Raw genomic sequence first — 24,383 nt, forward strand, 5'->3', positions numbered from 1 at the left:
CCGAACGCCGCGTGGTAGCCGTCGAGCGTCGCCTGGGCCTGCTGCAGCTTGGTCGGGGCGGCGGCACCCGTTTCACGACGATCCACCTGTCGAACAACGCGTGCATCGTCGATGGATGCGCACGCACTCGATGCCCGCGCATGTTCCGACAGACCACTCGTCGAACGACTGGTGCATCGTCGATCAATGCCCACGCATGCACCCCACCCTCACCCCCGGTTGCGCCGTGTGTCCACGACTCTGGCCCACGTCAGGGGTGCGGATTATGGTGTGCGGCATGGCCCCCGTCCTGACCTCACCACTCGTGTCGACGCAGTGGCTCGCAGACCACCTCGGTGCTGACGAGCTCGTTGTGCTCGACGCCTCGGTGCACACGGTCGGGGCCGGGTTCGGCACCACCTGGCGCCCAGGGCGGGACGCCCACGAGCAGCGCGGCCACGTGCCCGGCGCCCGCTTCGCCGACCTGATCGACGACTTCTCCGCCGCCGACGCCGACGTCCCGTTCACCCGCCCCGGTGCCGAGCGCTTCGAGGTGTCCGCGGCACAGCTCGGCGTGACGAACAGGTCGACCGTCGTGGTCTACGACGACAGCGTCGGCGAGTGGTCGGCGCGCCTGTGGTGGATCTTCCGTTCGTTCGGCTTCGACTCGGTCGCGGTCCTCGACGGTGGCTTCACGAAGTGGCGCGACGAGGGCCGCCCGGTGCGCGTGGGCGCACTGCGCACGCCCGCGGCGCCGTCCGACCCCGACGCCGATGCGTTCCTGGCCGGCGAAGAACGTGCGCTCTGGGCCGACCACGACCGCGTCACCCGTGCCGTCTCCGGCGAAGAGCCGGCGTCACTGGTGTTCGCCGCGCCCTGGGCCGCCCTCGGTGACGACCACCCGCCGATCGTGCCGGGCAGCACCCCGATCACGGCGGACACCCTGGTGGACCCCGAGACGAACGCGTACCTGCGCGGTGCCGAACTCGAGCGGGCCTTCGCCGACGTGATCGGTGCCGACGAGATCGTCACGTACTGCGGGGTGGGCAGCGCCGCGTGCGTCGACGCCCTCGCCCTGACGGTGCTCGGGCACGACCGGGTGAAGGTCTACGACGGTTCGCTGGCCGACTGGTGGCGGCACGAGCAACTCGCCTCCTGACGGAACCGATCGCGGAACGGCGGCCGCGATTGGCCGACGGCCGAGGACCGACAGCCGAGGACCGACGGCGAACGGCCGACACCGCACTACCGTTGCACCATGAGCACCAGACGCGCGGTCATCCTCGGCGGCACCGGCGGGATCGGCTCGGCCGTCGCACGTGCGCTCCTCGACGCCTCGGGCCGTGGCGGCGACGACTGGCAGGTCGACCTCGTCGCCCGACGCGGTGGCCCGGTCGCCGACAGTCTGACGGCCTCCGGGGCCACGTTCGTCCCCGGCGACCGGCGCGACCGTTCCGTCCTGCGTGACCTGCTCCGCCCCGGAGCCGACCTGCTCGTCGACACCGTCGGTGTGACGCGCGACGACGCCCAGCAGCTCCTGCCGTTCCTCGACGACGTCGGCTCGACGGTCTTCGTCTCGTCCAAGGCCGTCTACGCCGACGAGCAGGGCCGGCACGCGAACTCGCTCGACAAGCCGGTGTTCGGCGGCGCGGTCACCGAGATCCAGCCCACGGTCACCGCCGGGGACGGCGACCCGACGAGTCGTGACGGGTACGGCGCCGCGAAGGTGGCGGCCGAACAGGTCCTGCTCGACCACGGCGCCCCGGTCACCGTGCTCCGCCCGTCGAAGGTGTACGGCGTCGGCATCGGCCGCCCGCGGGAGTGGTTCGTCGTCCGCCGCGCGCTCGACGGCCGGGAACGCATCCTGCTCGCCGACCACGGCCGCGGCATCGACCACACGACGGCGGCGAGCGGCATCGGTTCGCTCGTCCGACTCGTGGCGGACGCACCGGACCGCCGGATCCTCAACGTCGCGGACGCCTCCGCCCCGACCGTGCTCGAGATCGTCCGCACGATCGCCGGACACCTGGACCACCGGTTCGACGAGGTCCTGCTCGACGAGGACGCGCCCGCCTTCGTGGGCGGCACGCCCTGGTCGTCGTCGTCGCCGTTCGTCCTCGACACCACGGCAGCACGTGCCCTGGGGTGGGAACCGCCGGAGTTCCAGGCCGCCGTCGCCCCGGAACTGGCATGGCTGGTCGAGACCGCCCACACCACGCCTGCCGACGGCGACGTCCCCTGGGCCGACGACCCGTTCTGGGACCACATGTTCGACTACGGCCCCGAGGACGCCGCGCTCGCACTCCTGTCCCTCAACCTGGGCTGACACGGTGCTCCGGTCCGAGGTCCTGTTCGTCGGCGGACGTTCCGGTGTGGGCAAGTCCACGGCGGCCGAGGCACTGCACGACATGCTCGTCGCTGCGGACGTCCGGCACGCGGTGATCGAGGGCGACCTGCTCGACCTCGCCCACCCGGCACCGCACGTCGAACACCCCGAGGCGCACCTGGCCCAGCGGAACCTGGCCACGATCTGGGCCGGCTACCGGGCGATCGGTCACCACCGACTCGTCTACACGAACACCGTGTCCGTGCTCGAACACGAGCGCCTCGCTGCAGCGATGGGCGACGATCCGCTGGTCAGCGTCGTCCTGCTCCGCGCATCCGACGACACGACCGCCGACCGGCTCGCTCGACGAGCGGGTGGTGCCGTCCCGCAGGCGCAGCTCGCGCACAGCACGCGGACGGCCGGGAGGCTCGATTCGGCCACCGCCGGCACGGTCGCCCGGGTGGACACCGACGGCCAGAGCCCCGCCCAGGTGGCCGCGCGGCTCGCGTCGATCACGGGGTGGCTCGAGCGCTGATCTCCCCGCACGGCCTGTGCAGAGCGGCCGTCCCGTCCACAGATGTCCCCGGGCGGCGGTCCGCCCAGTCGCGGGCGGGCACGCTGGAGCCATGAACGACAACCGCCTCGGCACTTCGGTCAGCCCGTACCTGCGTCTGCACGCCGACAACCCCGTCGACTGGCGCGAGTGGGGTCCCGAGGCGTTCGCCGAAGCGCGCGAGCGCGGGGTCCCGGTGCTGGTGTCCGTCGGGTACGCCACGTGCCACTGGTGCCACGTCATGGCGCGCGAGAGCTTCGCCGACCCGGAGATCGGCGAGCTGCTCCGGCGGGACTTCGTGTCGGTGAAGGTCGACCGCGAAGAACGCCCGGACGTCGACGCGAGCCTGATGGCCTCGGCGAGTGCCTTCACGCAACAGCTCGGCTGGCCGCTGACGACGTTCCTGACGCCGGACGGCCACGTCTTCTTCGCGGGGACGTACTTCCCGCCCACTCCCGTCGGGCAGGTCCCGGCGTTCCGGCAGATCCTGGCCGCGGTGCTCGACGCCTGGACCGAGCGTCGGCACGAGGTCGACGCGAACGCCTCGGCCATCGCGACGGCGATCCGGCAGGGCGCCGTGGCGGACGCAGCGACCCGTTCGGGCGACGGCGGTGCCGGAGCCGACCCGGGCCTCCCGTCCGTCGACGCCATCCGGGCCGTCACGGACCAGCTGTCCCGGGCAGAGGACACCACCTACGGCGGTTTCGGCGGCGCGCCGAAGTTCCCGAGCACGCCGTTGCTCGAGTTCCTCGCCGACGCGGCGGCCGACGGCGACGCCGAGGCCGACGGGCTGCTCGACCGGTCGTTGCACGCGATCCGCGCGTCCGAGCTGACCGACGCCGACGGCGGCGTCTTCCGGTACGCGACCAGGCGCGACTGGAGCGTGCCGCACTACGAACGGATGCTCTACGACAACGCAGGGCTGCTCGCGGTCGCGGGTGCCGAGCAGGCCCGCGGCATCGCCGACTTCCTCCGGGACACCCTGCGCCGTGCCGACGGGGCGTTCGTCGCCGCGCAGGACAGCGAGTCGACCATCGACGGCCGTCGGGTCGAGGGCGAGTGGTACCGCCGGCCGGTCGCCGAGCGCGCCCAGCTCGACCCGCCACCGCTGGACGACCAGGTGCTCACGGGCTGGAACGGGCTGGCGATCCGGGGGCTCGCGATCGCCGGCGCGCGGCACGGCGATCCAGAACTCGTCGCGCTCGCGCGGAGTGCGGCCGACGCGGTCCTCGCCGCCCACGTGCAGGACGGCCACGTGACAGTGCGGTCCAGCACACCGCGCGGAGCGTCCTCCGCCCCGGCCACCGTCGAGGACGTCGGACTGCTCGCCGAAGGGCTGCTCGAACTGGCCCTGGTGACGGGCGAGGTCTCCTACGCGACCGTCGCACGCTCGCTGGTCGACGACGGCCTGGCCGAGCGCTTCGACGTCGACCCGGTGCTGGCCTCCGCGGGGACCGCCACGGGCGAACAGCCGCAGACCGCGATGCGGTCCGGCACCGTGGCGCTGGCATCGGCCGCCGCGACGCTCGGGGCACTGACGGGCGACGAGGCACTGCGGGTCGCCGCGGCACGACTCGTCGCCGACCGCGCCCACACCGGGACCGAGCGACCCCTCGGTCACGCGGATGCCCTCGGTGTCGCCCTCGCCCTGCAACGGCCGTCGCGCGAGATCGTCGTCGTCACGAGCGGCACCGACGACCCGATGCGGGCCGTGGCACACCGTGCTCGTCGCCCCGGCACGGTCGTCGCCACCACCACGCCGGAGCAGGCACGCGACTGGGCCGAGGCGGGGTTCTCGTTGTTCGAGGGACGCGACGTGCTCGACCCTGCCGCGTACGTCTGCCACGACCGGGTGTGCGAACTACCCTCCCGGTCGGCGGACGCCCTGGCCCAGCAGATCGCCTGACGCCCCTCCCGCCCGGCGCGCCTGTATCCTGGAATGCTCATGTCTTCTCCGCTGCCCGTCATCACGTACCCGCCCGAACTGCCGGTCTCGCAGCGGCGGGACGACATCGCGGCTGCCATCCGTGACAACCAGGTGGTCATCGTCGCCGGGGCCACCGGCTCGGGCAAGACGACACAGCTGCCGAAGATCTGCCTCGAGCTCGGTCGTGAGCACATCGGGCACACCCAGCCCCGCCGGATCGCGGCGCGGACCATCGCCGAGCGGGTGGCGGAAGAACTGGGCGGCGGGGAGCTCGGTGGACTCGTCGGCTACCAGGTCCGGTTCACCGACAAGGTCGGCTCCGAGACCCGCGTGAAGCTGATGACCGACGGCATCCTGCTGAACGAGATCCACTTCGACCGCGACCTGAAGCGGTACGACACGATCATCATCGACGAGGCGCACGAGCGGTCCCTGACGATCGACTTCCTGCTGGGCTACCTGAAGCGGTTGCTCCCCCGTCGCCCCGACCTGAAACTCATCATCACGAGCGCGACGATCGACCCGGAGTCGTTCTCGAAGCACTTCGACGACGCCCCCATCATCGAGGTGTCCGGCCGCACCTACCCGGTCGAGATCCGGTACCGCCCCCTCGTTGCCGAAGACCAGGACGACGACGTCGACGACGAGTCGGACTCCCGCACCGGTGACAGCGGCAACGCCGCCGACGACCGCGACACCCTGCAGGGCATCACCGACGCCCTCGACGAGCTGGCGCAGGAGGACCCGGGCGACGTGCTCGTGTTCCTGTCCGGCGAGAACGAGATCCGCGACGCGCAGGACGCGATCGAGGGCAAGCGCTACCCGGGCACCGAGGTCCTGCCGCTGTACGGCCGCCTGTCCGCCGCCGACCAGCACCGGGTCTTCGAGCGCCGGCACACCCCGGGTACCCGCCGTCGTGTCGTCCTCGCCACGAACGTCGCCGAGACCTCACTGACCGTGCCCGGCATCAAGTACGTGATCGACACGGGGACGGCACGCATCTCGCGGTACTCCCCGCGGGCCAAGGTGCAGCGCCTGCCGATCGAGGCGATCTCGCAGGCCAGCGCCAGCCAGCGTTCCGGTCGAGCGGGCCGCACCAGTGCCGGCATCGCGATCCGGCTCTACTCCGAGGACGACTTCGGCCGACGCCCCGAGTACACCGACCCCGAGATCCTCCGCACGAACCTCGCCGCGGTCATCCTGCAGATGATCTCGCTCGGCTTCGGGGACATCGAGTCGTTCCCGTTCCTGCAGCCGCCGGACAGCCGGGGCGTGAAGGACGGCCTCGACCTGCTCCGTGAGCTCCGTGCCGTCGACAAGGACGGCCGCATCACGAAGTCCGGGCGACAGCTGACCCGGCTGCCGATCGACCCCCGGCTCGGTCGGATGGTGCTCGAGGCCGGACGGCAGGGCGTCGGACGCGAGGTCATCGCGATCGTCAGCGCCCTGAGCATCCAGGACCCCCGCGAACGCCCACTCGAGAAGCGTGCGCACGCCGATCAGCTGCACGCCCGCTTCGCCGACCCGACGAGCGACTTCCTGACCCTGCTGAACCTCTGGAACCACATCGAGGACCAGCAGGAGGAACTCTCGTCGAGCGCGTTCCGTCGGCTGTGCAAGGCCGAGTTCCTGAACTACCTGCGCATCCGCGAGTGGCAGGACCTGTACCGGCAGCTCTCCCGTGCCGCGAAGCAGGTCGACGTCCGAGTCGGGCAGTCCCGCTCCGACGACGGCGACGCCGTGCACCGGGCACTGCTCGCCGGACTCCTCAGTCAGATCGGGCTGCGGGACCGCGAGAAGCGCGACTACCTCGGCTCCCGGAACACCCGGTTCGTGGTCTTCCCGGGCAGCGTGCTCGCGAAGAAGCAGCCCGACGCCGTGATGGCCGCCGAACTCGTCGAGACCAGCCGGCTGTTCGCCCGGACCGTCGGCCGGATCGACCCCGCCTGGGTGGAGCCGCTCGCCGGGGACCTGCTCAAGCGCACCTACGGCGAGCCGCACTGGGAGAAGAAGCAGGGCGCGGTCGTCGCCTACGAGCGGGTGACCCTGTTCGGTGTCCCGATCGTGCAGCGCCGCCGCGTGCAGTACTCGCGGATCGACCCGGAACACTCCCGTGAGCTCTTCATCCGCCACGCCCTGGTCGAGGGCGAGTGGGACTCGCAGCAGGCCTTCGACCGCGCCAACCGGAAGCTCCGCAAGGAACTCGAGCAGCTCGAGGAACGCACCCGCCGCCGCGACATCCTGCTCGACGACGAGAACGTCTACGAGTTCTACGACGCCCGCGTCCCGGCCGACGTCGCCACGACCCGCGACTTCGAGGGCTGGTGGCGCACGACTCGCCGTGAACAGCCGGACCTGCTCACGATGCGCCGTTCGGACCTGCTGGACGAATCAGCGGCCGAGGCGGCCGAGGACGACGTGGAGTACCCGACCCAGTGGCGGAGCGGCGACCAGCGTCTCGCCATCAAGTACCGCTTCGAGCCCGGCGCCGAGGACGACGGCGTCAGCGTGCAGGTCCCCCTCGCGCTCCTGCCCCGGATGCGCGAAGAGGGCTTCGACTGGCAGGTGCGCGGCCTCCGGAGAGAACTCGTCACCGCGCTCATCAAGTCGCTGCCGAAGCAGATCCGCAAGAACGTCGTGCCCGCTGCCGACTGGGCCGAGAAGATCGTCGCCGAGCTGCCCGACGACGCCCCGACCGAGCCGACGGAGTCGTTCCGCGCCACCCTCGCCAAGGCGATCCAGCGCATGACCTACGTGCCGGTCTCCGAGTCCGACTTCGACCTGTCCCGTGTCCCCGCGCACCTGCTGCCGACGTGGGCCGTGGTCGACGAGCGTGGTCGCCGGGTCGAGACCGGCAAGGACCTGTCGGCCCTGCAGACCAAGCTCGAGGACCGCACCCGGCAGAGTGTCGCCTCCGCCACGGTGCAGGGCGCAGGACGGCCAGGAGGCGCGGCTCGCGTCGCATCCGCCGGCGCCGGTCGCCCGCTGGAACAGTCCGGACTCACCACCTGGCCCGACCAGGACCTGCCGCAGACCCTCGACACCAGGCAGGCCGGCGGTGTCATCCGCGCGTACCCGTCCCTGGTCGAAGAAGGCACGGGTCCGAAGGCGACCGTCGGCGTGCAGCTGCTCGCCACCCCTTCCGACCGCGTCGTCCGGATGCCCGCCGGGGTCCGCCGTCTGGTGATGCACGCGGTGCCGTCGCCCGTGTCGTACATCCAGTCGCACCTGACCGCGCAGGAGAAGCTCGCGCTCGCCGCCAGCCCCTACCCGTCGACCGCCGCGCTGTTCGACGACGTGCTGGCCGCCGTGGTCGACGCCGGTATCCGTCGGGCACACCCGGACGGCCTCGTCTTCACGAAGGCCGAGTTCGAGTCCGTCCGCGATGCCGTGTCGGCCTCCGTCGTCGACACGATGTTCACCGCGGTGTCCGAGGTCGCGGCCGTCCTGGCCGCGCAGCGTTCCGCCGAACGAGCACTCAAGCAGGCGAACTCGATGTCGCTGCTCGCCGCCCTCAGCGACATGCGGCAGCAGATGGAGCGCCTGGTGTTCCCCGGGTTCGTCGCCGTCGCGGGGCTCGACCGGCTGCGCCGCATCCGCGTGTACCTGCAGGGCATCGAGGCGCGCGTGCAGAAGCTGCTGCAGAACCCCGGACGCGACGCGACCTGGATGCGCGAGGTGACCGTGGCGACCGACCGCTACACCGATGCCGGCGGCACCTTCCCGCCCGCGGTCGGGGCGCACCCGGAGCTCGTGCACGCTCGGTGGATGCTCGAGGAGTTCCGGCTGAGCCTGTTCGCGCAGGAACTCGGGACCGCCGAGACCGTCTCGTTGCAGCGGATCACCAAGGCCCTGACCGCCGCACGCTGATGGGTCTACCGTGTCGGCCATGATCGGCACACTCGACGTCGTCGTCCTGGACTGCCCGGACACCCGCGCCCTCGCCCGCTTCTACGCCGAGTTGCTCGGCGGGGAGATCGTCGGCTTCGACGAGGACTGGGCGGAGCTCGCCCTCCCGTTCACCGACCACCGTCCGATCCTGGCGTTCCAGCAGGTCGACGACTACCGGGCGCCGGAGTGGCCCGGGCAAGCGGTGCCGCAGCAGAGCCACCTCGACGTGAAGGTCGACGACCTGGACGACGGCGAGGCCGCGGTGCTCGCGATCGGTGCGACGGCCACGGGGTCGGGCACGGAGACGTTCCGCGTCTACCTCGACCCCGCGGGGCACCCGTTCTGCCTCATCCGGCCGTCGGACTGACCGGTTCGGTCGCCAGACCCTCGACCACGGTCACGTTCGGCAGCGCGGTGAGTGCGGCGCCGGGCAGGAACAGCTTCGCGGCGCGACGCCCGGCACCGATGACGACCTCGGGGGCGTCGAGGACGCGCGCGTCGATGTAGAGCGGCCACGACGACGGCAGCCCGATGGGGGTGATGCCGCCGTACTCCATGCCGGTCAGCTCGACCGCTTCGTCCATCGGGGCGAAACTCGCCTTGCGGACGTCGAGCAGCTGCTTCACGACCCGGTTGACGTCGAGTTTGGTCGATGCCAGGACGACGCAGGCGGCGTAGCGGACCTCGTCGCCGCGCTTGCCCGCGACGACGATGCAGTTGGCGCCGCCGGCCAGCGGGTAGCCGTACGCCTCCGAGAATGCTGCGGTGTCCGCCAGGTCGGCGTCGATCGGGGCACCCTCGATCTTCATGACGACCTCGGTCGGCAACGCGACGAGGGCTTCAGCGACGGGGATCGCGAGGAATCCGGTGGCGACCAGGGCGGGAACACGTTCGAGCGTCGGCATGGCTCCACCGTAGGGAAGCGATCCCGCACGAGGGTGGAGCCATGACCGAACTCCGGGCGATCGACGTCGACCAGTGGCCCCGCCGGGAGCACTTCGAGCACTACCGGCACCGCGTGCCGTGCGCGTACGAGGTGACCGTCGAACTCGACGTCAGCGCCTTCGTCGAGCGCGTCCGAGCGACCGGCCGTCGGACCTACGCGTCGCAGCTCTGGGCCATCGCGACCGTGGTGAACCGGCACGACGAGTTCCGGATGCAGCTGCTGGACGACGGCTCCCCCGCCGTGTGGGACCGTGTCCACCCGATGTTCACCGTGTTCCACACGGACACCGAGACGTTCTCCGCCCTCGTCGTGCCGTACCACGACGACTTCGAGACGTTCCACGACGCTGCGGTGTCGACGATGGCGGAGTACCGCGACGACACCCGGATGTTCCCGCAGGACGACCGGCCCGGCAACGTCTTCGACGTCTCGACCCTGCCGGGAGCATCGTTCACCGGCTTCTCGCTCCAGGTGCGCGACGGCTGGGACCACCTGCTGCCGATCATCACGCTCGGCGGGTACCGGGCCGCTGGTGACCGGACGTTGCTGCCGCTGGCGTTGCACGTCGACCACGCTGCTGCCGACGGCTTCCACACGACGCGACTGCTGCGCGAACTCGAGGAGCTCTTCGCCGACCCTGGCTGGCTGGGCTGACCTCAGGGCCTCGGTCGGAGTAGAACGGCGCGCATGACGAACGCAGTGGTGCACGTCGAACTCATCGGCCCCGACCCGGACCGGTTGCGGGCCTTCTACGCCGCGCTCTTCGGCTGGGACTCCCCCGCAGGCGCTGCGGTCGCCGCAGCTGTCTCCGACCAGTCCTCGTACTCGTTCCTCGAACCGGTGCCGGGCGCCGGGCCGGTCGCGGGCGGCATCGGCGGTGGCCCGGGGTTCACCGCCCACGCGCTGTTCTACGTCGGGGTCGAGGACGCCGCTGCGGCGCTCGAGCGGGTCGAGGAACTCGGCGGCACCGTCGTCCTGCCGGCGCAGCGCAACGAGGGCGGCGGTGTCACGATCGGACACTTCCACGACCCGGCGGGCAACCTGGTCGGCGTGGCAGGACCCCGTTGATGGGTCCCCTGGACCTCGATCACGCGTGCGGTCGGTGTTTCGAGCACGTACGGCTCATCGCCCACCTCCCGATCTGGGGGTGAAGGCGGCTTCCAGATCGGCGTGAGCCCCCAGTACTGTCCTCCTGAACGTCCCTCATCTCAGGAGAGTAAGCATGTCTGGTCCATACGCCCCGGGTGCGCCGGCTCCATTCCCCATGCAGCCGCAATCCCCGCGGTCGCATCCGGCGAAGGGCCTCGCAACTGCGGCACTGGTGTTGGGCATCATCTCCGTCGTCCTGTCGTTCGTGCCAGTGGTTCTGCATCTCGGCTTCGTGCTGGGCGTACTCGCGTTGATCTTCGGAATCGTGGCGCTGGCTCGCCGAGTCAGAGCCGGAGTGACGGGGACAGTCCTGGGTGGAATCGGGGTGGTGCTCTCGCTCGTGTTCGGCACCGTCTACGGTCTCACCGCGTTACAGGCGACGAGCACCGCCGATGCGACCGACGACGCTGCAGACAGCGCGCAGGTTGAGGTTCCCGATGTGGTAGGCAAGACCATCGAAGACGGAGCCGCTGCATTGACAGATGCGGGCTTCGTCCCGGAAACGAGCGACACAGACTCATCCGCGGGGATCGCTAGCCAGTCACCTGCCGCAGGTGAACGAGTAGCAAAAGGCTCGACCGTCCGACTGACGCCGGCAGAAGCGGATGGTTCCAGCGCCAATTCCCCGGCTCCTGTCGGCACGAAGTTCCAAATGACCAACACGAACCGTCTCGATGGCACTGAGACTGATTACACACAGTGGATCGACGGGTACAACGACAACTTCACCCCGACGAACGAGTACGAGCAACCTGACGCGAACATGAAGTACGTCGTGCTCACGGTGCACGTCACGGCGTCAACTGCCGGAGTTGACGCGAGTTCTGCAGCATACGACGTCGCTCTGGCGGCAACCGACGGTGCTGTGTACGAGTCGACGTACCTCAGCGACCTGGAGGAGATGCCGAGCGTGACGCTCGGTGCTGGTCAGAGCGCGACCGGCAAGGTCGTGTTCGAGGTCCCCAATACCTTCCACGGCGGAATCGCATCGTTCGGTGACGGGAGTGTCTTCGTGAAGACGAACTGACCGCTTTCGCTCCACACGACCCGTGTTCTGGGGCGCCCAACCACGAAGAACGCCTCGGCCCTCGTGACGCCCGTGGAGTCCTCCCATTGCATCTCCTACGCTGACCCCATGACGTCGCAGTCGGAGTCCCTCGCCCGCAAACGCATCGGGCTCGTCGGCGCGGGCGGCATCTCCGTCGCCCACCTGCCCGGGCTGCTCCGTCTGGGCGACGTGGTGGTGCACGCTCGCGAGGGCGCACACGAACTCGTCGCCGCGTTCACCGACACCGCCCGGGCCGAGGGCAGCACGATCACCGTCGCCGACAGCCTCGACGAACTCCTCGCCGGGGTCGACGTCGTCGACGTGGTGGTCCCGACGCACGCCCACGCCGAGGTCGTCCGTGCGGCGATCGCGGCCGGCAAGGACGTCGTCTCCGAGAAGCCCCTGGCCCGGACCGACGCGGACGCGGCGGACCTGGCGGCGCGCGCTGCGGACGCAGGCGTCCAGCTCTACCCGGCCCAGGTGGTGCGCTGGTTCCCCGCGTACGCGCGCCTGCACGAGGCCGCGACCACGGGCCTCCTGGGCGACCTGGCGGTGTTGCGGTTCTCGCGGTCCGGCGCCTTCCCCACCCACGTCCCCTGGTTCGGCGACCGCGCGCTGTCGGGCGGGATCGTGATGGACCAGATGATCCACGACCTCGACATCGCACGCTGGGTGGCGGGCGAGGTGACCCGGGTGTCGGCGGTGAGCGTCCGCGCGGGCTCCGAGGCGGAGCCGGTCGAGGCTGCACACGTCCTGCTCACGCACGAGTCGGGCGCGATCAGCCACGTCGCCGGGCTGTGGGGGCCGCAGCACCTCGCCTTCACGACCGAGTACTCGGTGACGGGGACGCTCGGCAGCCTGTCGCACTCGTCCCGGGCAGAGGAGGACACCCGGAGCGACCTCGCGGCACCGGCTTCCGTGGACGGCTTCCTGCCGGCGGTCGATCCGGCGGACGACCCGTACGCGCTGGAGCTCGCCGACTTCCTCGCCGCGTTCGACGGCGGTGCACCGCCCCGGGTCAGCGTGGACGACGGCGTCGCTGCGGTGCGGCTCGCGAACGCGGCGATCGCCTCGATCGAGTCCGGCCAGCCGGTGGAGGTGTCGCGGTGACGCTCCGGGTCGGGGTGCTCTCCTTCGCCCACACGCACGCCATCAGCTACCTCGGCGCCCTGGCGGCGATGCCCGACGTCGAGGTGCGCGGCACGGATCCGGACGGCGTCTCGACGGGGACGGAACTCGGCGACCTGCGCGGCGCCGAGCTGGCACACGCGCTCGGCGCCGGGTACGCGGACTCCGTCGACGAACTGCTCGCCTGGGGCCCGGACGCGGTGATCGTCACGAGCGAGAACGCCCGGCACCGTGGGCACGTCGAGCTCGCGGCGGCAGCGGGGGCGCACGTGCTCTGCGAGAAGCCGCTCGCGACCTCGTGGCAGGACGGCCTCGCCATCCGCGATGCGGTGGACCGCGCCGGGGTGCTGCTCATGATGGCGTTCCCGGTGCGCTTCGCCCCGGCGTTCGACCGGCTGCGCGCGACGCGGGACTCCGGCGCACTCGGCAGGGTGTTCTCGGTCCGGGGCGCGAACAACGGCATGCTGCCGCTCGCCCGGCACTGGTTCACCGACGTCCGGTCCAGCGGAGGCGGCGCCCTCGTCGACCACGTCGTGCACGTCGCCGACCTGATCGACGGGCTGACCGGAGCGGCGCCGGTGTCCGTCACCGCGGTCGCCAACCGGGTGTTGCACGCGGACCGCGCGAACGCCGAGACCGCGGGTCTGGTGACCATCACGTACGACGACGGCACGATCGCGGCGATCGACTGCTCGTGGAGCCGACCGGACACGTCGCCGGTGTGGGGTGGGCTGACGCTCGACGTCGCCGGGACCGGTGGCACGGTGTCGGTGGACTTCTTCGGGGCGGCTGCTCGCGGACTCGACGCGGTCGGGGGCCGGCCGATCGAGCTCCGGTACGGACCCGACCACGACCTGCCGATGCTCCGCACGTTCCTGGCGGCCGTGGGGTCCGGCGAGCAGCCGCAGCCCGACGTCGGGGTCGGGCTGCGGACGCTGTCGATCGTGCTGGCGGCGCAGGAGTCGGTGCGGACCGGCAGGACGGTGGCGGTCACCCCGGCGTGACGCCGGAGCGCCGCAGCGCGAGTCCGCTGTGGCCGTCCACATCGGCGTCAGCGTCAGCCGCGGCCTCGGAGGCGAGGCGGATTCGCGTCGTGGCGGCCCGGGCGGTATGTTCGGGGCGCGCGGTAGGGACCGCGCACCGTGAGGCAAGGGGTAGCTCGTGACGGTCGCGCCCGCGCGCGCAGCGCGACACGTTCCTGTCGCGCGCCACCGTGCCCGTCACAACGCTCGCCGTCCGGGCGGCGCAGCCGACACCAGGACGCTGCGACTCGAGATCCAGGCCGTCCGTGCCGTCGCCATCGGGGCGGTGGTGCTCTACCACCTGTTCCCCGAGGTGCTGCCCGGCGGCTACGTCGGCGTCGACGTCTTCTTCGTGATCTCGGGCTTCCTCATCACCGCGCACATCGCGAAACCACTGGCGGCCGGCCGGTTCAGCTTCCGGGCCTTCTACGCTCGACGCGCCTGGCGACTCCTGCCGGCGTCGATGGCGACGCTCTTCGTGACCGTGATCCTGACCGCGGTGTTCGTCCCCCGGACGCTCTGGAAGGACTTCACCGAGCAGATCATCGCCAGCGCGCTCTACGTCGAGAACTGGGCGCTCGCGGGCAACGCCGTCGACTACTCCGCCCTGGCGTCCGACGCCAGCATCGTGCAGCACTTCTGGTCGCTGTCGACCGAGGAGCAGTTCTACGCCGTCTGGCCGCTCGTCCTCTGGTTCTGCGCCTTCGTGCGGTACCGGCGCCGACGCCGGAACGGTGTGTCCCTCGCTCCGGCGATGGCCGTCGCGCTCGGCATCGTGTTCGTGCTGTCGCTGGCGTACTCGATCTGGGCGACGGCGCACACCCCCGCGTCCTACTTCCTCACCACGACCAGGGCGTGGGAGTTCGCCGCGGGCGGCCTGCTCTGGCTCGGCCTGCAGCGCGTCCGGATCCCCGCGGCGCTGGCGGCGGCGATGAGCTGGGCCGGCCTCGTGCTGGTCGCGACGACCGCGCTCCGGTTCGACGCGTCGACGCCGTTCCCGGGCTGGACGGCGCTCATCCCCATCATCGGGGTCTCGCTCGTCATCGCGGGCGGGATGCCCGAGCCCGCGTGGAGCCCGGCGTTCCTGTACCGGCTGCGACCCGTGCAGTGGCTCGGGGACGTGTCGTACTCGCTCTACCTCTGGCACTGGCCGCTGCTGATCGTGATGCCCTTCGTGATCGGGACCCCGACGGGCGAAGCGACCCCGCTCTGGGCGAAGGGCATCGTGCTCGTCGTCGCGCTCGTCCTCGCGCACTTCTCGCGCCGGTTGATCGAGCAGCCCGTGATCGCGTTCTCCAGCGAGCGCATGCGTGCGCGGCACCCGCGGCACCGCGGCGTCCTGGTGCTCGCGATCGCCGGCATGCTCGTCGTCGCCGTGCCCGCCGCCGGCATGTACTGGTCGGTGGCGCGAGAGGAGTCCGCGGGTGCCGCCACCGGGGTCACCGTCACCGCGGACGGCACGCTGACCAGCCGAGCCTGCCACGGTGCCGCAGCGATGCAGCCCGGGGCGGACTGCCCGCAGGTGGACGCGGCCGACCTCACGCCCAGCCCGGTGCAGGCGGCGTCCGACTCGTTCGCCGACCAGTCCGGCGCCGGGTGCCAGGTCGCCGGCGAGGACACCACGGTCCGGGGCTGCGAGGTCGGCGACCCCGACGGCACCGTGCGGCTGGCGATCGTCGGCGACTCCCACGCCGCCAACTACGTGCCGTCCCTCGAGCTCATCGCGAAGGCGCAGCACTGGAGCCTCACCACCTACCTGCACTCCGGCTGTCCGATGACCCGAGCACTCGTGACCCCGTCGTGCAACACCTGGAAGGCCGACACCCTCGAGCGGCTGCAGCAGGAGCGGTACGACGTCGTGTTCGTCGCCGCGATGTCCCGCACGCCGTGGCCGCACGGCATCATCCGGCACGCCGACGAGATGACGCCCCAGGTCCGCGACGATGCGGCGGGCCAGTACGCGAAGACCTGGGTCCGCCTGCAGCAGGCCGGGTCGAGCATCGTGGCCCTGCGCGACAATCCCGACCCGGGCATCGGCGGCGTGTCCGACGTGCCGAGCTGCGTCGAGCAGCACGGTGACGGCGCCGCCTGCGACGTCTCCGAGGCCGACGCGCTGATCGACGACCCGGTTGCGCAGGCCGCGCGGACCACGCCGGGCGTCACGCTGATCGACTCCACGGCGATGTTCTGCGCTGACGGCACCTGCCCCTCGGTCATCGGCGGCGTCGTCGTCTACCGACAGGTGCAGCACGTCACGCAGACCTACGCGCGGTCCATGGCGCCGTTCCTGGAGCCGAAGGTGACCGCTGCGGTCGAGGCCGCCGTCGCCGGCTGAGGTGGCCGCAACGGTCGCAGCGGCCGCAGCGGCCAGCCGGGTACCGCCCGGGAGCGTCCTCACCGGAGCGCCCGCGCTACGCTCGTCCCGATGCGCGCAACCGTGCGGGACGTGGCCGCCCTCGCCGGGGTGTCCCCGAAGACCGTCTCCAACGTCGTCAACGGCGGCGTGGTCGTGCGCCCGGAGACCCGTGAACGCGTCGAGCGGGCGGTCGCCGAGCTCGACTACGTGCCGAACCTGTCCGCACGTGGGCTGCGGAACGGCCGCTCCGGAGCGATCGCGCTGACACTGCCGGAGATGGGCAGCGCGTACTCCGCCGAGCTCGCGCAGTCCTTCGTCGAACTCGCCCGCGAACGCGGCTGGGTCGTGCAGCTCGAGCAGACCGGCAACGACCCGGCCCGCGAACGTGAACTGGTCTCCCGTGCCCGCGCACACCTGGTGGACGGGCTGATCCTCAACCCGGTGTCGCTCAGCGCGAGCGTCCTTGCCTCGACCGAGGGGCTGCCGCCCACGGTCGTCATCGGCGAGGTCGAGCCCGAGCACGTCGACCAGGTGCACGTCGACAGCCGCTCGGCGGCCGAGCAGGTCACCGCACACCTCATCGCCCACGGCCACCGACGCATCGCGATCGTCGGGGCGTCACCCGAGGGTTCAGCGACCGCGACCAGCGAGCTCCGTGAACGCGGGTACGCCGCCGCGCTCGCGGCCGCCGGCATCGCGCCCGACCCGTCGCTCCGTGTCCCGCTGCCGGCGTGGACCACGAGTTCCGCGGCGACGGCCTTCGCGGCCTGGCTCGACGAGCACCCCCTGCCCGACGCCGTCTTCGCCTTCACCGACTCGATCGCGTTCGGAGTGCTGCACGTGCTCGCCGCCCGCGGCGTCCGGGTGCCGGACCAGGTCAGCGTCATCGGGTTCGACGACGTCGACGGCGCCGCGTACGCGATCCCGTCGCTCAGCACGGTGTCGTTCGACCGTCGGGCGTTCGCGACGGCGGCGCTCGACCTGCTGACCCGTCGGATCGCGGACCGCGGTGCCGCGCCGGAGACCGTCGTCGTGCCGCACCGGATCGTCGAGCGGGCGAGCGTCGCCGACCGGTGACGGCCGACGCGGTTTCGCGCTGACCGACACCTCACGCGGGAACGCGCCCGTGGAGTGTCGCTCAGCGCGAAAGACCGCCGGAGCCCCCACCCGGATCCGCCGCCGCCAGCACCGCCGACCGCGTCCCTGCATCGCCGAGGATCCGGAAGTGCCCACCCACCGGCAGCCGCACGTTCGTCGCCCCCTGGAGCTCGCTGCCCTCGGGGATGAGCGTGTCGAACACCCCGTACACCGAGGTGATCCGCGCGTTCGCGTCGAGTTCCCGTGCCAGCCCCGCCAGCACCGGGTCGGCCGCCCGGAACGCCCGCAGGTGCGGAACCGGTGCGAGCCGCGCGTAGACCGAGCCCGCGAAGGGCGTCGACACCGCGACCATCCGGTCGATCCGATCGTGCTGGTCGAGCTGCGTCATCGCGTACTTGCCGATCAGTCCGCCCTTGCTGTGTGCGAGCACGAGCACGTTGCGCAGGTCCTGCTCCTCCAGGGTCGCGATCACCTCGCGCGCCGAGTCGGGCACGGGCCGCAGGTTGTGCCGCAGGACGGGCAGCACGTACACCGGGTGTCCCCGATCGTGGAGCGCGTCCATCAGCGGCCGCATGAAGTGCCAGGTCTCGTAGACGCCGGGGACCACGACGACGGGCTGCCCGGCGCCGGTCCGGTAGTCGTCCGCGGTGGTCGGGCCGAGGCTCCGGACCTGCCACCTCGCCGCGTACCCCCAGTCGAGTGCGGCCCACCACGCGCGTCGCACCAGCGGGACACGGCCTGGAGGCCCGGATCGCGCCGTCCGCGCCGCCTCCGTCCCCGACGTGGCCGGCCGGGTCATCGCAGCCCCTCCAGGCGCTCGGCGCTGCGGAACGTCTCGAGGAGGCGTGCGAAGGCGTCCGGCTGCCGTTCCTGCACGTGGTGCGGGCCGGCCAGTTCCACGAAGGTGCCGTTCGGCGCAGCGGCCGCGACCCGAGCCGACCAGTCGTGCCGCGCGATCGGGTCCTGGGTGCCGCGGACGACGAGGACGGGCTGCGTCACCTCGGTGATCGTCCGCTCGGTCGGGTAGCGGAGCATCGGCCCGAGCTCACGCGTGTACTGCCGCATGCTCCGCACGTAGTCGGTGACCAGGACGCCGTTCATCCGGACGCCCTCGACGAACCCGTCTCGGCCCAGGTCGAGCGCCTGCAGCGGGAGCCATCGCCGCTCGGAGTCGATCACCGGACCGACGAGCACGATCGCCGCGACGGTCTCCGGGTGGCGCCGGGCGGACTCGACCACGACCTGGGCACCCATCGACTGCCCGACGAGCACCAGGTCGCCGTCGACCAGGTGGCGGACGGCCCGCACGACGACGTCGCCGAGCTCCTCGATCGACAGCCGTCGACCGGCTGCGGGCAGCCAGCCGAACCCCGGCAGGTCGACGCTGATCGTGCGGTGCTCGGCGGCGACGGCGCGCTGCGACCGAGCGAAGGAGCGGTGGGACATCCCGATGCCGTGGACGAACACGACGGTGGGGTCGGTGTCGTCGCGGACCGGTTGCCGCGACGCCATCGCGTGCAGGCGCACGGGCAACCCGTCGATCCGGACGGTCTCCACAGCAGCGCGCACGAGCCGAGGCTACGCGGCGGTTCGCAGCGCCGGGTCAGCCTCGTCATCGGCCGCACACAGCCGGGCCGTGTGCACTCCTGACATGAGCGACACCACTCCCACCAACGACCACCAGCCGGACGGCTCCCACCCGGTGGACCGGGCGACGACGCCGACCGGCTGGGGCGCCGCCCCGACCCCGACGTCGACCTCCACGCTCGACGCCCCCGCGCCGCAACAACAACAGCAGCCGCAGCCGCAGTACCGTGCGGACGCCGGCGCCTGGACCCCGGGTGCCTGGGACTCCACCGCCCCGAACGGCACCACCCCCTGGTACGGAGCCGGGGCCACAGCCAACCGGCGCAGCGCAGGCCCGAAGCCCCCGTGGTTCTGGCCGCTCCTCGCCGCGATCGTCGGGCTCGCCGCACTGCTCGTCGGCGGTGGCGTCGGTTTCGCCATCGGCCACGCGATCGGTGCGGACCGGACGCAGTCGACGACCCAGGTGCCCGGCACGAACCGGTTCCCGGGCGACGGCACCGGGAGCTGACCGGCGGGTACGATCCGTTCCATGCGGAAGACCACTGCCGGTCTGTTCACGTCGGTCGACGGCGTCGTGCAGGACCCCTACGAGTTCCAGTACGACAGCTTCGACGACGAGCTCGGTGCGGCGATGGGCGCCTGGATGGCCCGGACCGACACCGTGCTGCTCGGGCGGAACAGCTACCTGGAGTGGTCCGAGTGGTGGCCCGCCCACGCGGACGACCCGTTCGGGCAGTGGATCAACCCGATCGAGAAGCACGTGGCCTCCACCACGCTCGGCGGCGACCTGACCTGGCAGAACAGCACGCAGATCCCGGGCGACGTCCCCGCGTTCGTCCGCGAACTGCAGCAGCGCGAGGGAGCCGACATCGCCGTCTGCGGCAGTGTCACGCTCGTCCGCAGCCTGCTGTTCGCCGGGGTCCTCGACGAACTGCAGCTCATGATCCACCCGGCGATCGCCGGCCGTGGCCGGCGACTGTTCGAACCGACCGACCCGCCCACGCGCCTGCGTCTCGTCGACAGCACCGTGACGAGCAAGGGGAACGTGCTGAACACCTACGGGCGGTTCGACGCCTGACGGACGCACCACGGGCCTCCCGGCCCCACCCGTCATGCGCCCCGGCAAACCGCGCGTACCCTCGTGGGTGACCACACGCACCCGAGGAACACCGGAGCAAGCATGACCCAGGACACCCGCCCGCACGTCGTCATCGTCGGCGGTGGATTCGCCGGTGTGGCCGCCATGCGCGAGCTCGCCGACGCACCGGTCCGGGTGACCCTGGTCGACCGTCACGTCTACAACATGTTCCAGCCCCTGATGTACCAGGTGGCGACGGGCGGCCTGAACGCCGGCGACGTGACGTACTTCCTGCGCTCGCTCCGGGCCCGCCAGTCGAACGCCGAGTTCCGTCACGGCCTGCTCACCGGCATCCGCACCGACGAGCGCATCGCCGAGATGTCCGACGGCGAGCACCTGCACTACGACTACCTGATCCTCGCCAACGGCGTGAACACGAGCTACTTCGGCACCCCCGGTGCGTACGAGTACGCCTACTCGATGTACTCGCGCTCGCAGGCGCTCCGCATCCGCGACGAGCTGTTCACCCGGCTCGAAGAAGCGGCGGCGAACCAGGGCCCCGACGAGATCCGCATCGTGATCGTCGGTGGCGGTGCGACCGGCGTCGAGATGGCCGGCGCGCTCGCCGAGCTCCGCGACCAGGCGCTCGTCGGCGCGTACCCGGAGATCGAACGCGGCAACATCTCGATCACGCTCGTGCACCGCAGCGGCGAGCTGCTCAAGCCGTTCGCGCCGCGCCTGCGCCGCTACGCCGCCAAGGTGCTGCGCAAGCGCGGTGTCGTGCTGCGGCTGAACACCGGCGTCTCCGAGGTCAAGCGCGACGGCGTGATGACGGCGGACGGCGAGTTCATCCCCGCGTCGCAGGTGATCTGGGCGACCGGTGTCGCCGCCCACAAGGAGGTCTCGGGCTGGGGCCTGCCGCAGACCCACGGTGGCCGCATCCAGGTGAACGACGACCTGAGCGTGAAGGGCGCCGAACGGATCTTCTCCGCCGGCGACATCGCCGCGCAGGACGACGCCCTCGCCCAGCTCGCCCAGCCCGCGCTGCAGGGCGGACGGCACTCGGCGCGGCAGATCGTGCGCCTGCTCGAGGGCAAGGCCACCGAGCGCTTCAAGTACTTCGACAAGGGCACCATGGCGACGATCGGCACGAACGCCGCGGTCGCACAGCTGCGCGGCGGGATCACGATGGTCGGCCCGGTCGCCTGGCTCGCCTGGGTGTTCGTGCACATCACGAGCCTGCTCGGTGCCGGTAACCGGATGTCGACCCTGACGCACTTCTTCGTGCGCTACGTCTGGTTCGTGCGGAAGCGCTCGATCCCGATCGTCGGCGACGTGCGCCCGGTGCGCCCGAACGGCGACCGCGAGCCGGACCCCTGGCAGCTGCAGAAGGCCGAGTAGCCGCCGAGGTCGCTCGCGCGCTCGCTTCGTGAGCAGGAACGGTCGGGTCCGCACGTCGGACCCGGCCGTTCCTGCTCACGATCTGCGTGCCGTGGACACGGGGCGCGGCGGCCTGGAGGCGCGGTGCGGGCCGGCCACGGGCCTCCCAGCCGGCGCGTGGTGCGCGGGGCTGGCGCCGACGCGTGGCCGGGACCGTGGGACCGGCCGACGCGGAACGACGATGTCGCTGTCGGGCGACGTCGACACTGTCGCTGCGCGCGCTTCGCAACAGTGCGCGCGTGCAACGAACGACGTCGTCGCTGTCGTTCGACGTCAGCCGTCCTACGCCACCCGGACGTCGAAGTACGCGCCGGCGGCGATGTCCTGGAGCAGCCCCGGGCCGGTGGGCCGCCAGTCGAGCAGCTCGCGCGTGGCCTCGGACGTGGCGGACATGTCCATGCCGAAGAACGACGCCATGAACCCGAAGTGCGCGGGCGCGTCAGCGGGGTCGATCGAGGCGACGGGAAGCCCGAGGCCCTCGCCGATGGCTTCGGCGATCGCCCGGGTGGGGATGCCGGTCTCCGCCACGGCGTGCATCCGCGTGCCCGCCGGCGCCTGCTCGAGGCCGAGCCGCACGAGCCGGGCGGCATCGGCGACGTGCACGGCGGCCCAGCGGTTCGTGCCCTCGCCGATGTACGCGGAGACCCCGTGCTGCCGGGCGGTGGCGACGATGTACGCGACGAACCCGTGGTCCCCCGGGCCGTGTGTGGTGGGGCTGAAGCGTGCTGCGACAGCGCGGACGCGCTGCTCCACGAAGTCGAAGCCGCGATTCTCGCCGCCACCGCGCGGAGCGTCCGGACCGACGAAGGGGTTGGGGTCGGTGTGTGAGCCGATCCAGCCGGAGGCCCCGGTGACGAACACGTGCATGAGCGTTCCCTTCCGCAGTGTTCACAACCTGATGTCATGAACTGACATCACCGTAGCACTCGATGTCAGCCACTGTCATCAGTAGACTGCGGGGATGGTTCGTTGGCAACCCGGCACCCGCGCGCGACTCCAGGCGGTCGCCCTGCAGCTGTTCGCCGAGCAGGGGTACGACCGCACGACGGTGGCCGAGATCGCGGCGGCGGCCGAGGTCACCGAGCGCACCTTCTTCCGGCACTTCGCCGACAAGCCCGAGGTGCTGTTCGCGGGACAGGACGGATTCCTCGCCATGTTCGTCGACCCGATCACCGCCGCTCCCCAGGGCACCGCGCCGTTCGAGCTGATCCGCCTCGCGCTGGACGCCAGCGCCGACTTCTTCCCCGAGGACCGTCGGGGGTGGTCCCGTGCGCGCCAGCACGTGATCGACGCGAACGCGGCCCTCGGCGAGCGGGAACTCGGCAAGCTCGCCACCCTGAAGGCCCGCCTCGGCGAGGTCCTGCGTAAGCAAGCGGTGCCGGAGCCGGTCGCGACGATGGCCGCCGAGGCCGCGGTCACCGTGTTCCACCTGTCGTTCGCCCAGTGGATCGCACCCGACGAGGACCGCCCCTTCGCCGCGATCGCGCACGAGCGACTCGATGCCCTGACGAGCCTGGTGCACCCCGCTCGTTGAGACTCCTCTTACCCGCGAGGAGGACCCTGGTCGGCGACACGCAACCGAGCAGCGCGGGGAGGGACCATGGCGACGACCACGCTGACCCACGCGCCGACGCAGGCGCAACCACAGCACCCCACGGCCACCCCGGCGCACGCGGGGGCCGGGTCGTCGCAGGCTCCACCACCCCCGCTGACGCACCGTGCACCCGCGCTCGACGGACTCCGGACCCTCGCCATCCTGGTGGTCGTCCTGTACCACCTGCACGTGCCGCAGTTCGAGGGCGGCTTCATCGGCGTGACGGTGTTCTTCGTGCTGTCCGGCTTCCTCATCACGACGCTGCTGCTCGGCGAACGGCGTCGCACCGGGCGGGTGCGCCTCGGCTCGTTCTGGGTGAAGCGGCTGCTCCGCCTGTACCCGGCGCTGCTCGCGTTCGTCGTCGTCGGGCTGCTCCTCTGGAACTGGGTCGGTGACTACAAGGGCGCGTCGCTGTCGTCCGGCGAAGCGGCGTTCATCGCGCTGACCTACACGGGCAACCTGTTCCGCGCCTTCTGGGACACCTCGCAGGGCGTCTTCGCGCACACGTGGAGCCTGTCGATGGAGGAGCAGTTCTACCTGGTCTGGCCGCCGGTCCTGGTCCTGCTCGCCGCACTCCGGGTCCGCCGCCGCTGGCTGCTGACGGGGCTCGGGGTCCTGGTCGTCGGGGCGTCGGCGGCGTCGTGGGCGAGCTACCGCAGCCCGAGCGGCGGTGCCACGCCCGACGTCTACTTCTCGCCGGTGCTCGGGGTGGTGCCGCTCGCGATCGGCTGCGGGCTGGCGCTGCTGCTCGACGACGAACGGGTGCGGGTGCGGGCCGCCGGGGTCCTCGGGCACGTGGCGACCTGGCTCGGTCTCGCGCTGCTGGTCGGGGTGCTGCTCTGGATCGACGACGACTGGACCCGGCACGCGTCGACGTTCGGCATCGTGCTGCCGCTGACCGGGTTGATCGCGGCGGTGGCGATCGGCGGGCTGGTCTCGGTGCGTTCCCCGGTGTCGGCCGCCCTGGCCTGGACACCGGTGTCGTGGTTCGGTCGCCGGGTGTCGTACTCGGCGTACCTCTGGCACCCGCTGGTGATCGCGCTGCTCGGCACCTTCGCGATCGGTCCCTGGGGCACGGTCGGCCTGGTCGGCGCCGTGGTGATCGTGTCGATCGGTGCCGCGTACGCCGTCGAGGTGCCCGTCGAGCGGTTCCGCGCACGGGTCCGAGCGGGTCGCGCCAGGGCCGAGCGCGGCACGCACGTCCGCGACGTGACCGGCTGACGTGACCGGCTGACGCAGCGGGAGCGGGGCCCTGGCCCGG

23 protein-coding genes are annotated in these 24,383 nt (G+C 71.6%); 18 read left to right on the forward strand and 5 right to left on the reverse strand.

Features of this window, described 5'->3' with window-relative positions; translation table 11 throughout:
- A partial coding sequence (locus DEJ35_RS17435) for a hypothetical protein (protein ID WP_220036874.1) occupies positions 1–194 on the reverse strand: 194 nt, incomplete at its 3' end.
- A gap of 83 nt (positions 195–277) precedes the next feature.
- Here DEJ35_RS17435 and DEJ35_RS04780 point away from each other — a divergent pair.
- The 6 genes from DEJ35_RS04780 (at position 278) to DEJ35_RS04805 (ending at position 9,043) form a co-directional block, all read left to right on the forward strand.
- The gene (locus DEJ35_RS04780; RefSeq protein ID WP_181435510.1) at positions 278–1,138 is read left to right on the forward strand and encodes a sulfurtransferase; all 861 of its coding nucleotides are present in this window, start codon (positions 278–280) and stop codon (positions 1,136–1,138) included.
- A gap of 99 nt (positions 1,139–1,237) precedes the next feature.
- Positions 1,238–2,305 carry an NAD(P)-dependent oxidoreductase gene (locus DEJ35_RS04785; protein WP_111192150.1) on the forward strand — a complete coding sequence of 356 codons (1,068 nt, stop codon included), beginning with the start codon at positions 1,238–1,240 and terminating at the stop codon, positions 2,303–2,305.
- 4 nt (positions 2,306–2,309) lie between these two features.
- A complete protein-coding gene (locus tag DEJ35_RS04790) occupies positions 2,310–2,840 on the forward strand; it encodes an AAA family ATPase (RefSeq protein WP_111122899.1) in 531 nt (176 codons plus the stop codon).
- A gap of 91 nt (positions 2,841–2,931) precedes the next feature.
- Positions 2,932–4,764: a thioredoxin domain-containing protein gene (locus DEJ35_RS04795; protein ID WP_111192151.1), complete on the forward strand. Its 1,833-nt coding sequence runs from the start codon at positions 2,932–2,934 to the stop codon at positions 4,762–4,764.
- Positions 4,765–4,803: 39 nt separating this feature from the next.
- Positions 4,804–8,655, forward strand: coding sequence for an ATP-dependent RNA helicase HrpA (gene hrpA, locus DEJ35_RS04800; RefSeq protein ID WP_111192152.1), 3,852 nt, complete (start codon positions 4,804–4,806; stop codon positions 8,653–8,655).
- 19 nt (positions 8,656–8,674) lie between these two features.
- Positions 8,675–9,043 carry a VOC family protein gene (locus DEJ35_RS04805; protein ID WP_110860834.1) on the forward strand — a complete coding sequence of 123 codons (369 nt, stop codon included), beginning with the start codon at positions 8,675–8,677 and terminating at the stop codon, positions 9,041–9,043.
- Here the strand turns inward: DEJ35_RS04805 and DEJ35_RS04810 are convergent.
- Positions 9,024–9,581 carry a YbaK/EbsC family protein gene (locus tag DEJ35_RS04810; protein WP_071246993.1) on the reverse strand — a complete coding sequence of 186 codons (558 nt, stop codon included), beginning with the start codon at positions 9,579–9,581 and terminating at the stop codon, positions 9,024–9,026. The genes DEJ35_RS04805 and DEJ35_RS04810 overlap by 20 nt on opposite strands.
- Before the next feature lie 41 nt (positions 9,582–9,622).
- Here DEJ35_RS04810 and DEJ35_RS04815 point away from each other — a divergent pair, with 41 nt between their 5' ends.
- The 7 genes from DEJ35_RS04815 (at position 9,623) to DEJ35_RS04845 (ending at position 17,402) form a co-directional block, all read left to right on the forward strand.
- Complete coding sequence (locus DEJ35_RS04815; RefSeq protein ID WP_111192153.1) at positions 9,623–10,276, forward strand: CatA-like O-acetyltransferase; 654 nt, start codon at positions 9,623–9,625, stop codon at positions 10,274–10,276.
- A gap of 33 nt (positions 10,277–10,309) precedes the next feature.
- Positions 10,310–10,690, forward strand: a complete 381-nt coding sequence (locus DEJ35_RS04820; RefSeq protein ID WP_111192154.1) for a VOC family protein — start codon at positions 10,310–10,312, stop codon at positions 10,688–10,690.
- Positions 10,691–10,943: 253 nt separating this feature from the next.
- Positions 10,944–11,798, forward strand: a complete 855-nt coding sequence (locus tag DEJ35_RS04825; protein ID WP_181435511.1) for a PASTA domain-containing protein — start codon at positions 10,944–10,946, stop codon at positions 11,796–11,798.
- Between the two features lie 108 nt (positions 11,799–11,906).
- Positions 11,907–12,929, forward strand: a complete 1,023-nt coding sequence (locus tag DEJ35_RS04830) for a Gfo/Idh/MocA family protein (protein WP_111122894.1) — start codon at positions 11,907–11,909, stop codon at positions 12,927–12,929.
- A complete protein-coding gene (locus DEJ35_RS04835; protein ID WP_111122893.1) occupies positions 12,926–13,951 on the forward strand; it encodes a Gfo/Idh/MocA family protein in 1,026 nt (341 codons plus the stop codon). Before DEJ35_RS04830 ends, DEJ35_RS04835 begins: the two co-directional genes overlap by 4 nt.
- Before the next feature lie 157 nt (positions 13,952–14,108).
- Positions 14,109–16,304 carry an acyltransferase family protein gene (locus DEJ35_RS04840; protein ID WP_111122892.1) on the forward strand — a complete coding sequence of 732 codons (2,196 nt, stop codon included), beginning with the start codon at positions 14,109–14,111 and terminating at the stop codon, positions 16,302–16,304.
- A 90-nt stretch (positions 16,305–16,394) separates the two neighbouring features.
- Entirely contained in the window at positions 16,395–17,402 is a 1,008-nt protein-coding gene (locus tag DEJ35_RS04845; RefSeq protein WP_111122891.1) for a LacI family DNA-binding transcriptional regulator, read from the forward strand.
- Positions 17,403–17,463: 61 nt separating this feature from the next.
- Here the strand turns inward: DEJ35_RS04845 and DEJ35_RS04850 are convergent, their stop codons facing one another.
- Both DEJ35_RS04850 and DEJ35_RS04855 read right to left on the reverse strand, forming a co-directional pair.
- Positions 17,464–18,147: a triacylglycerol lipase gene (locus DEJ35_RS04850; protein ID WP_111192156.1), complete on the reverse strand. Its 684-nt coding sequence runs from the start codon at positions 18,145–18,147 to the stop codon at positions 17,464–17,466.
- Positions 18,148–18,218: 71 nt separating this feature from the next.
- Positions 18,219–18,992 (reverse strand): alpha/beta fold hydrolase, encoded by a 774-nt coding sequence (locus tag DEJ35_RS04855; RefSeq protein WP_146244746.1) that lies wholly within the window; start codon positions 18,990–18,992, stop codon positions 18,219–18,221.
- Positions 18,993–19,074: 82 nt separating this feature from the next.
- Here DEJ35_RS04855 and DEJ35_RS04860 point away from each other — a divergent pair, with 82 nt between their 5' ends.
- From DEJ35_RS04860 to DEJ35_RS04870, 3 genes are all read left to right on the forward strand, one after another.
- Complete coding sequence (locus tag DEJ35_RS04860) at positions 19,075–19,518, forward strand: hypothetical protein (RefSeq protein ID WP_111090954.1); 444 nt, start codon at positions 19,075–19,077, stop codon at positions 19,516–19,518.
- A 21-nt stretch (positions 19,519–19,539) separates the two neighbouring features.
- Positions 19,540–20,088, forward strand: coding sequence for a dihydrofolate reductase family protein (locus DEJ35_RS04865; RefSeq protein WP_111192159.1), 549 nt, complete (start codon positions 19,540–19,542; stop codon positions 20,086–20,088).
- Between the two features lie 102 nt (positions 20,089–20,190).
- Positions 20,191–21,489: an NAD(P)/FAD-dependent oxidoreductase gene (locus tag DEJ35_RS04870; RefSeq protein WP_111192160.1), complete on the forward strand. Its 1,299-nt coding sequence runs from the start codon at positions 20,191–20,193 to the stop codon at positions 21,487–21,489.
- 321 nt (positions 21,490–21,810) lie between these two features.
- Here DEJ35_RS04870 and DEJ35_RS04875 read toward each other — a convergent pair whose 3' ends face one another.
- On the reverse strand, positions 21,811–22,395 hold the full coding sequence (locus tag DEJ35_RS04875) for a hypothetical protein (protein WP_111192161.1): 585 nt from the start codon (positions 22,393–22,395) through the stop codon (positions 21,811–21,813).
- 94 nt (positions 22,396–22,489) lie between these two features.
- On the opposite strand from DEJ35_RS04875, the gene DEJ35_RS04880 reads away from it, so the two are divergent.
- Both DEJ35_RS04880 and DEJ35_RS04885 read left to right on the forward strand, forming a co-directional pair.
- Positions 22,490–23,062 (forward strand): TetR/AcrR family transcriptional regulator, encoded by a 573-nt coding sequence (locus DEJ35_RS04880; RefSeq protein ID WP_111090957.1) that lies wholly within the window; start codon positions 22,490–22,492, stop codon positions 23,060–23,062.
- A 66-nt stretch (positions 23,063–23,128) separates the two neighbouring features.
- Positions 23,129–24,343, forward strand: coding sequence for an acyltransferase (locus DEJ35_RS04885; RefSeq protein ID WP_111090958.1), 1,215 nt, complete (start codon positions 23,129–23,131; stop codon positions 24,341–24,343).
- Positions 24,344–24,383: the final 40 nt, after the last annotated feature.

Origin of the sequence: Curtobacterium sp. MCPF17_051, assembly GCF_003234595.1 — a bacterium.
GTDB lineage: Bacteria > Actinomycetota > Actinomycetes > Actinomycetales > Microbacteriaceae > Curtobacterium > Curtobacterium flaccumfaciens.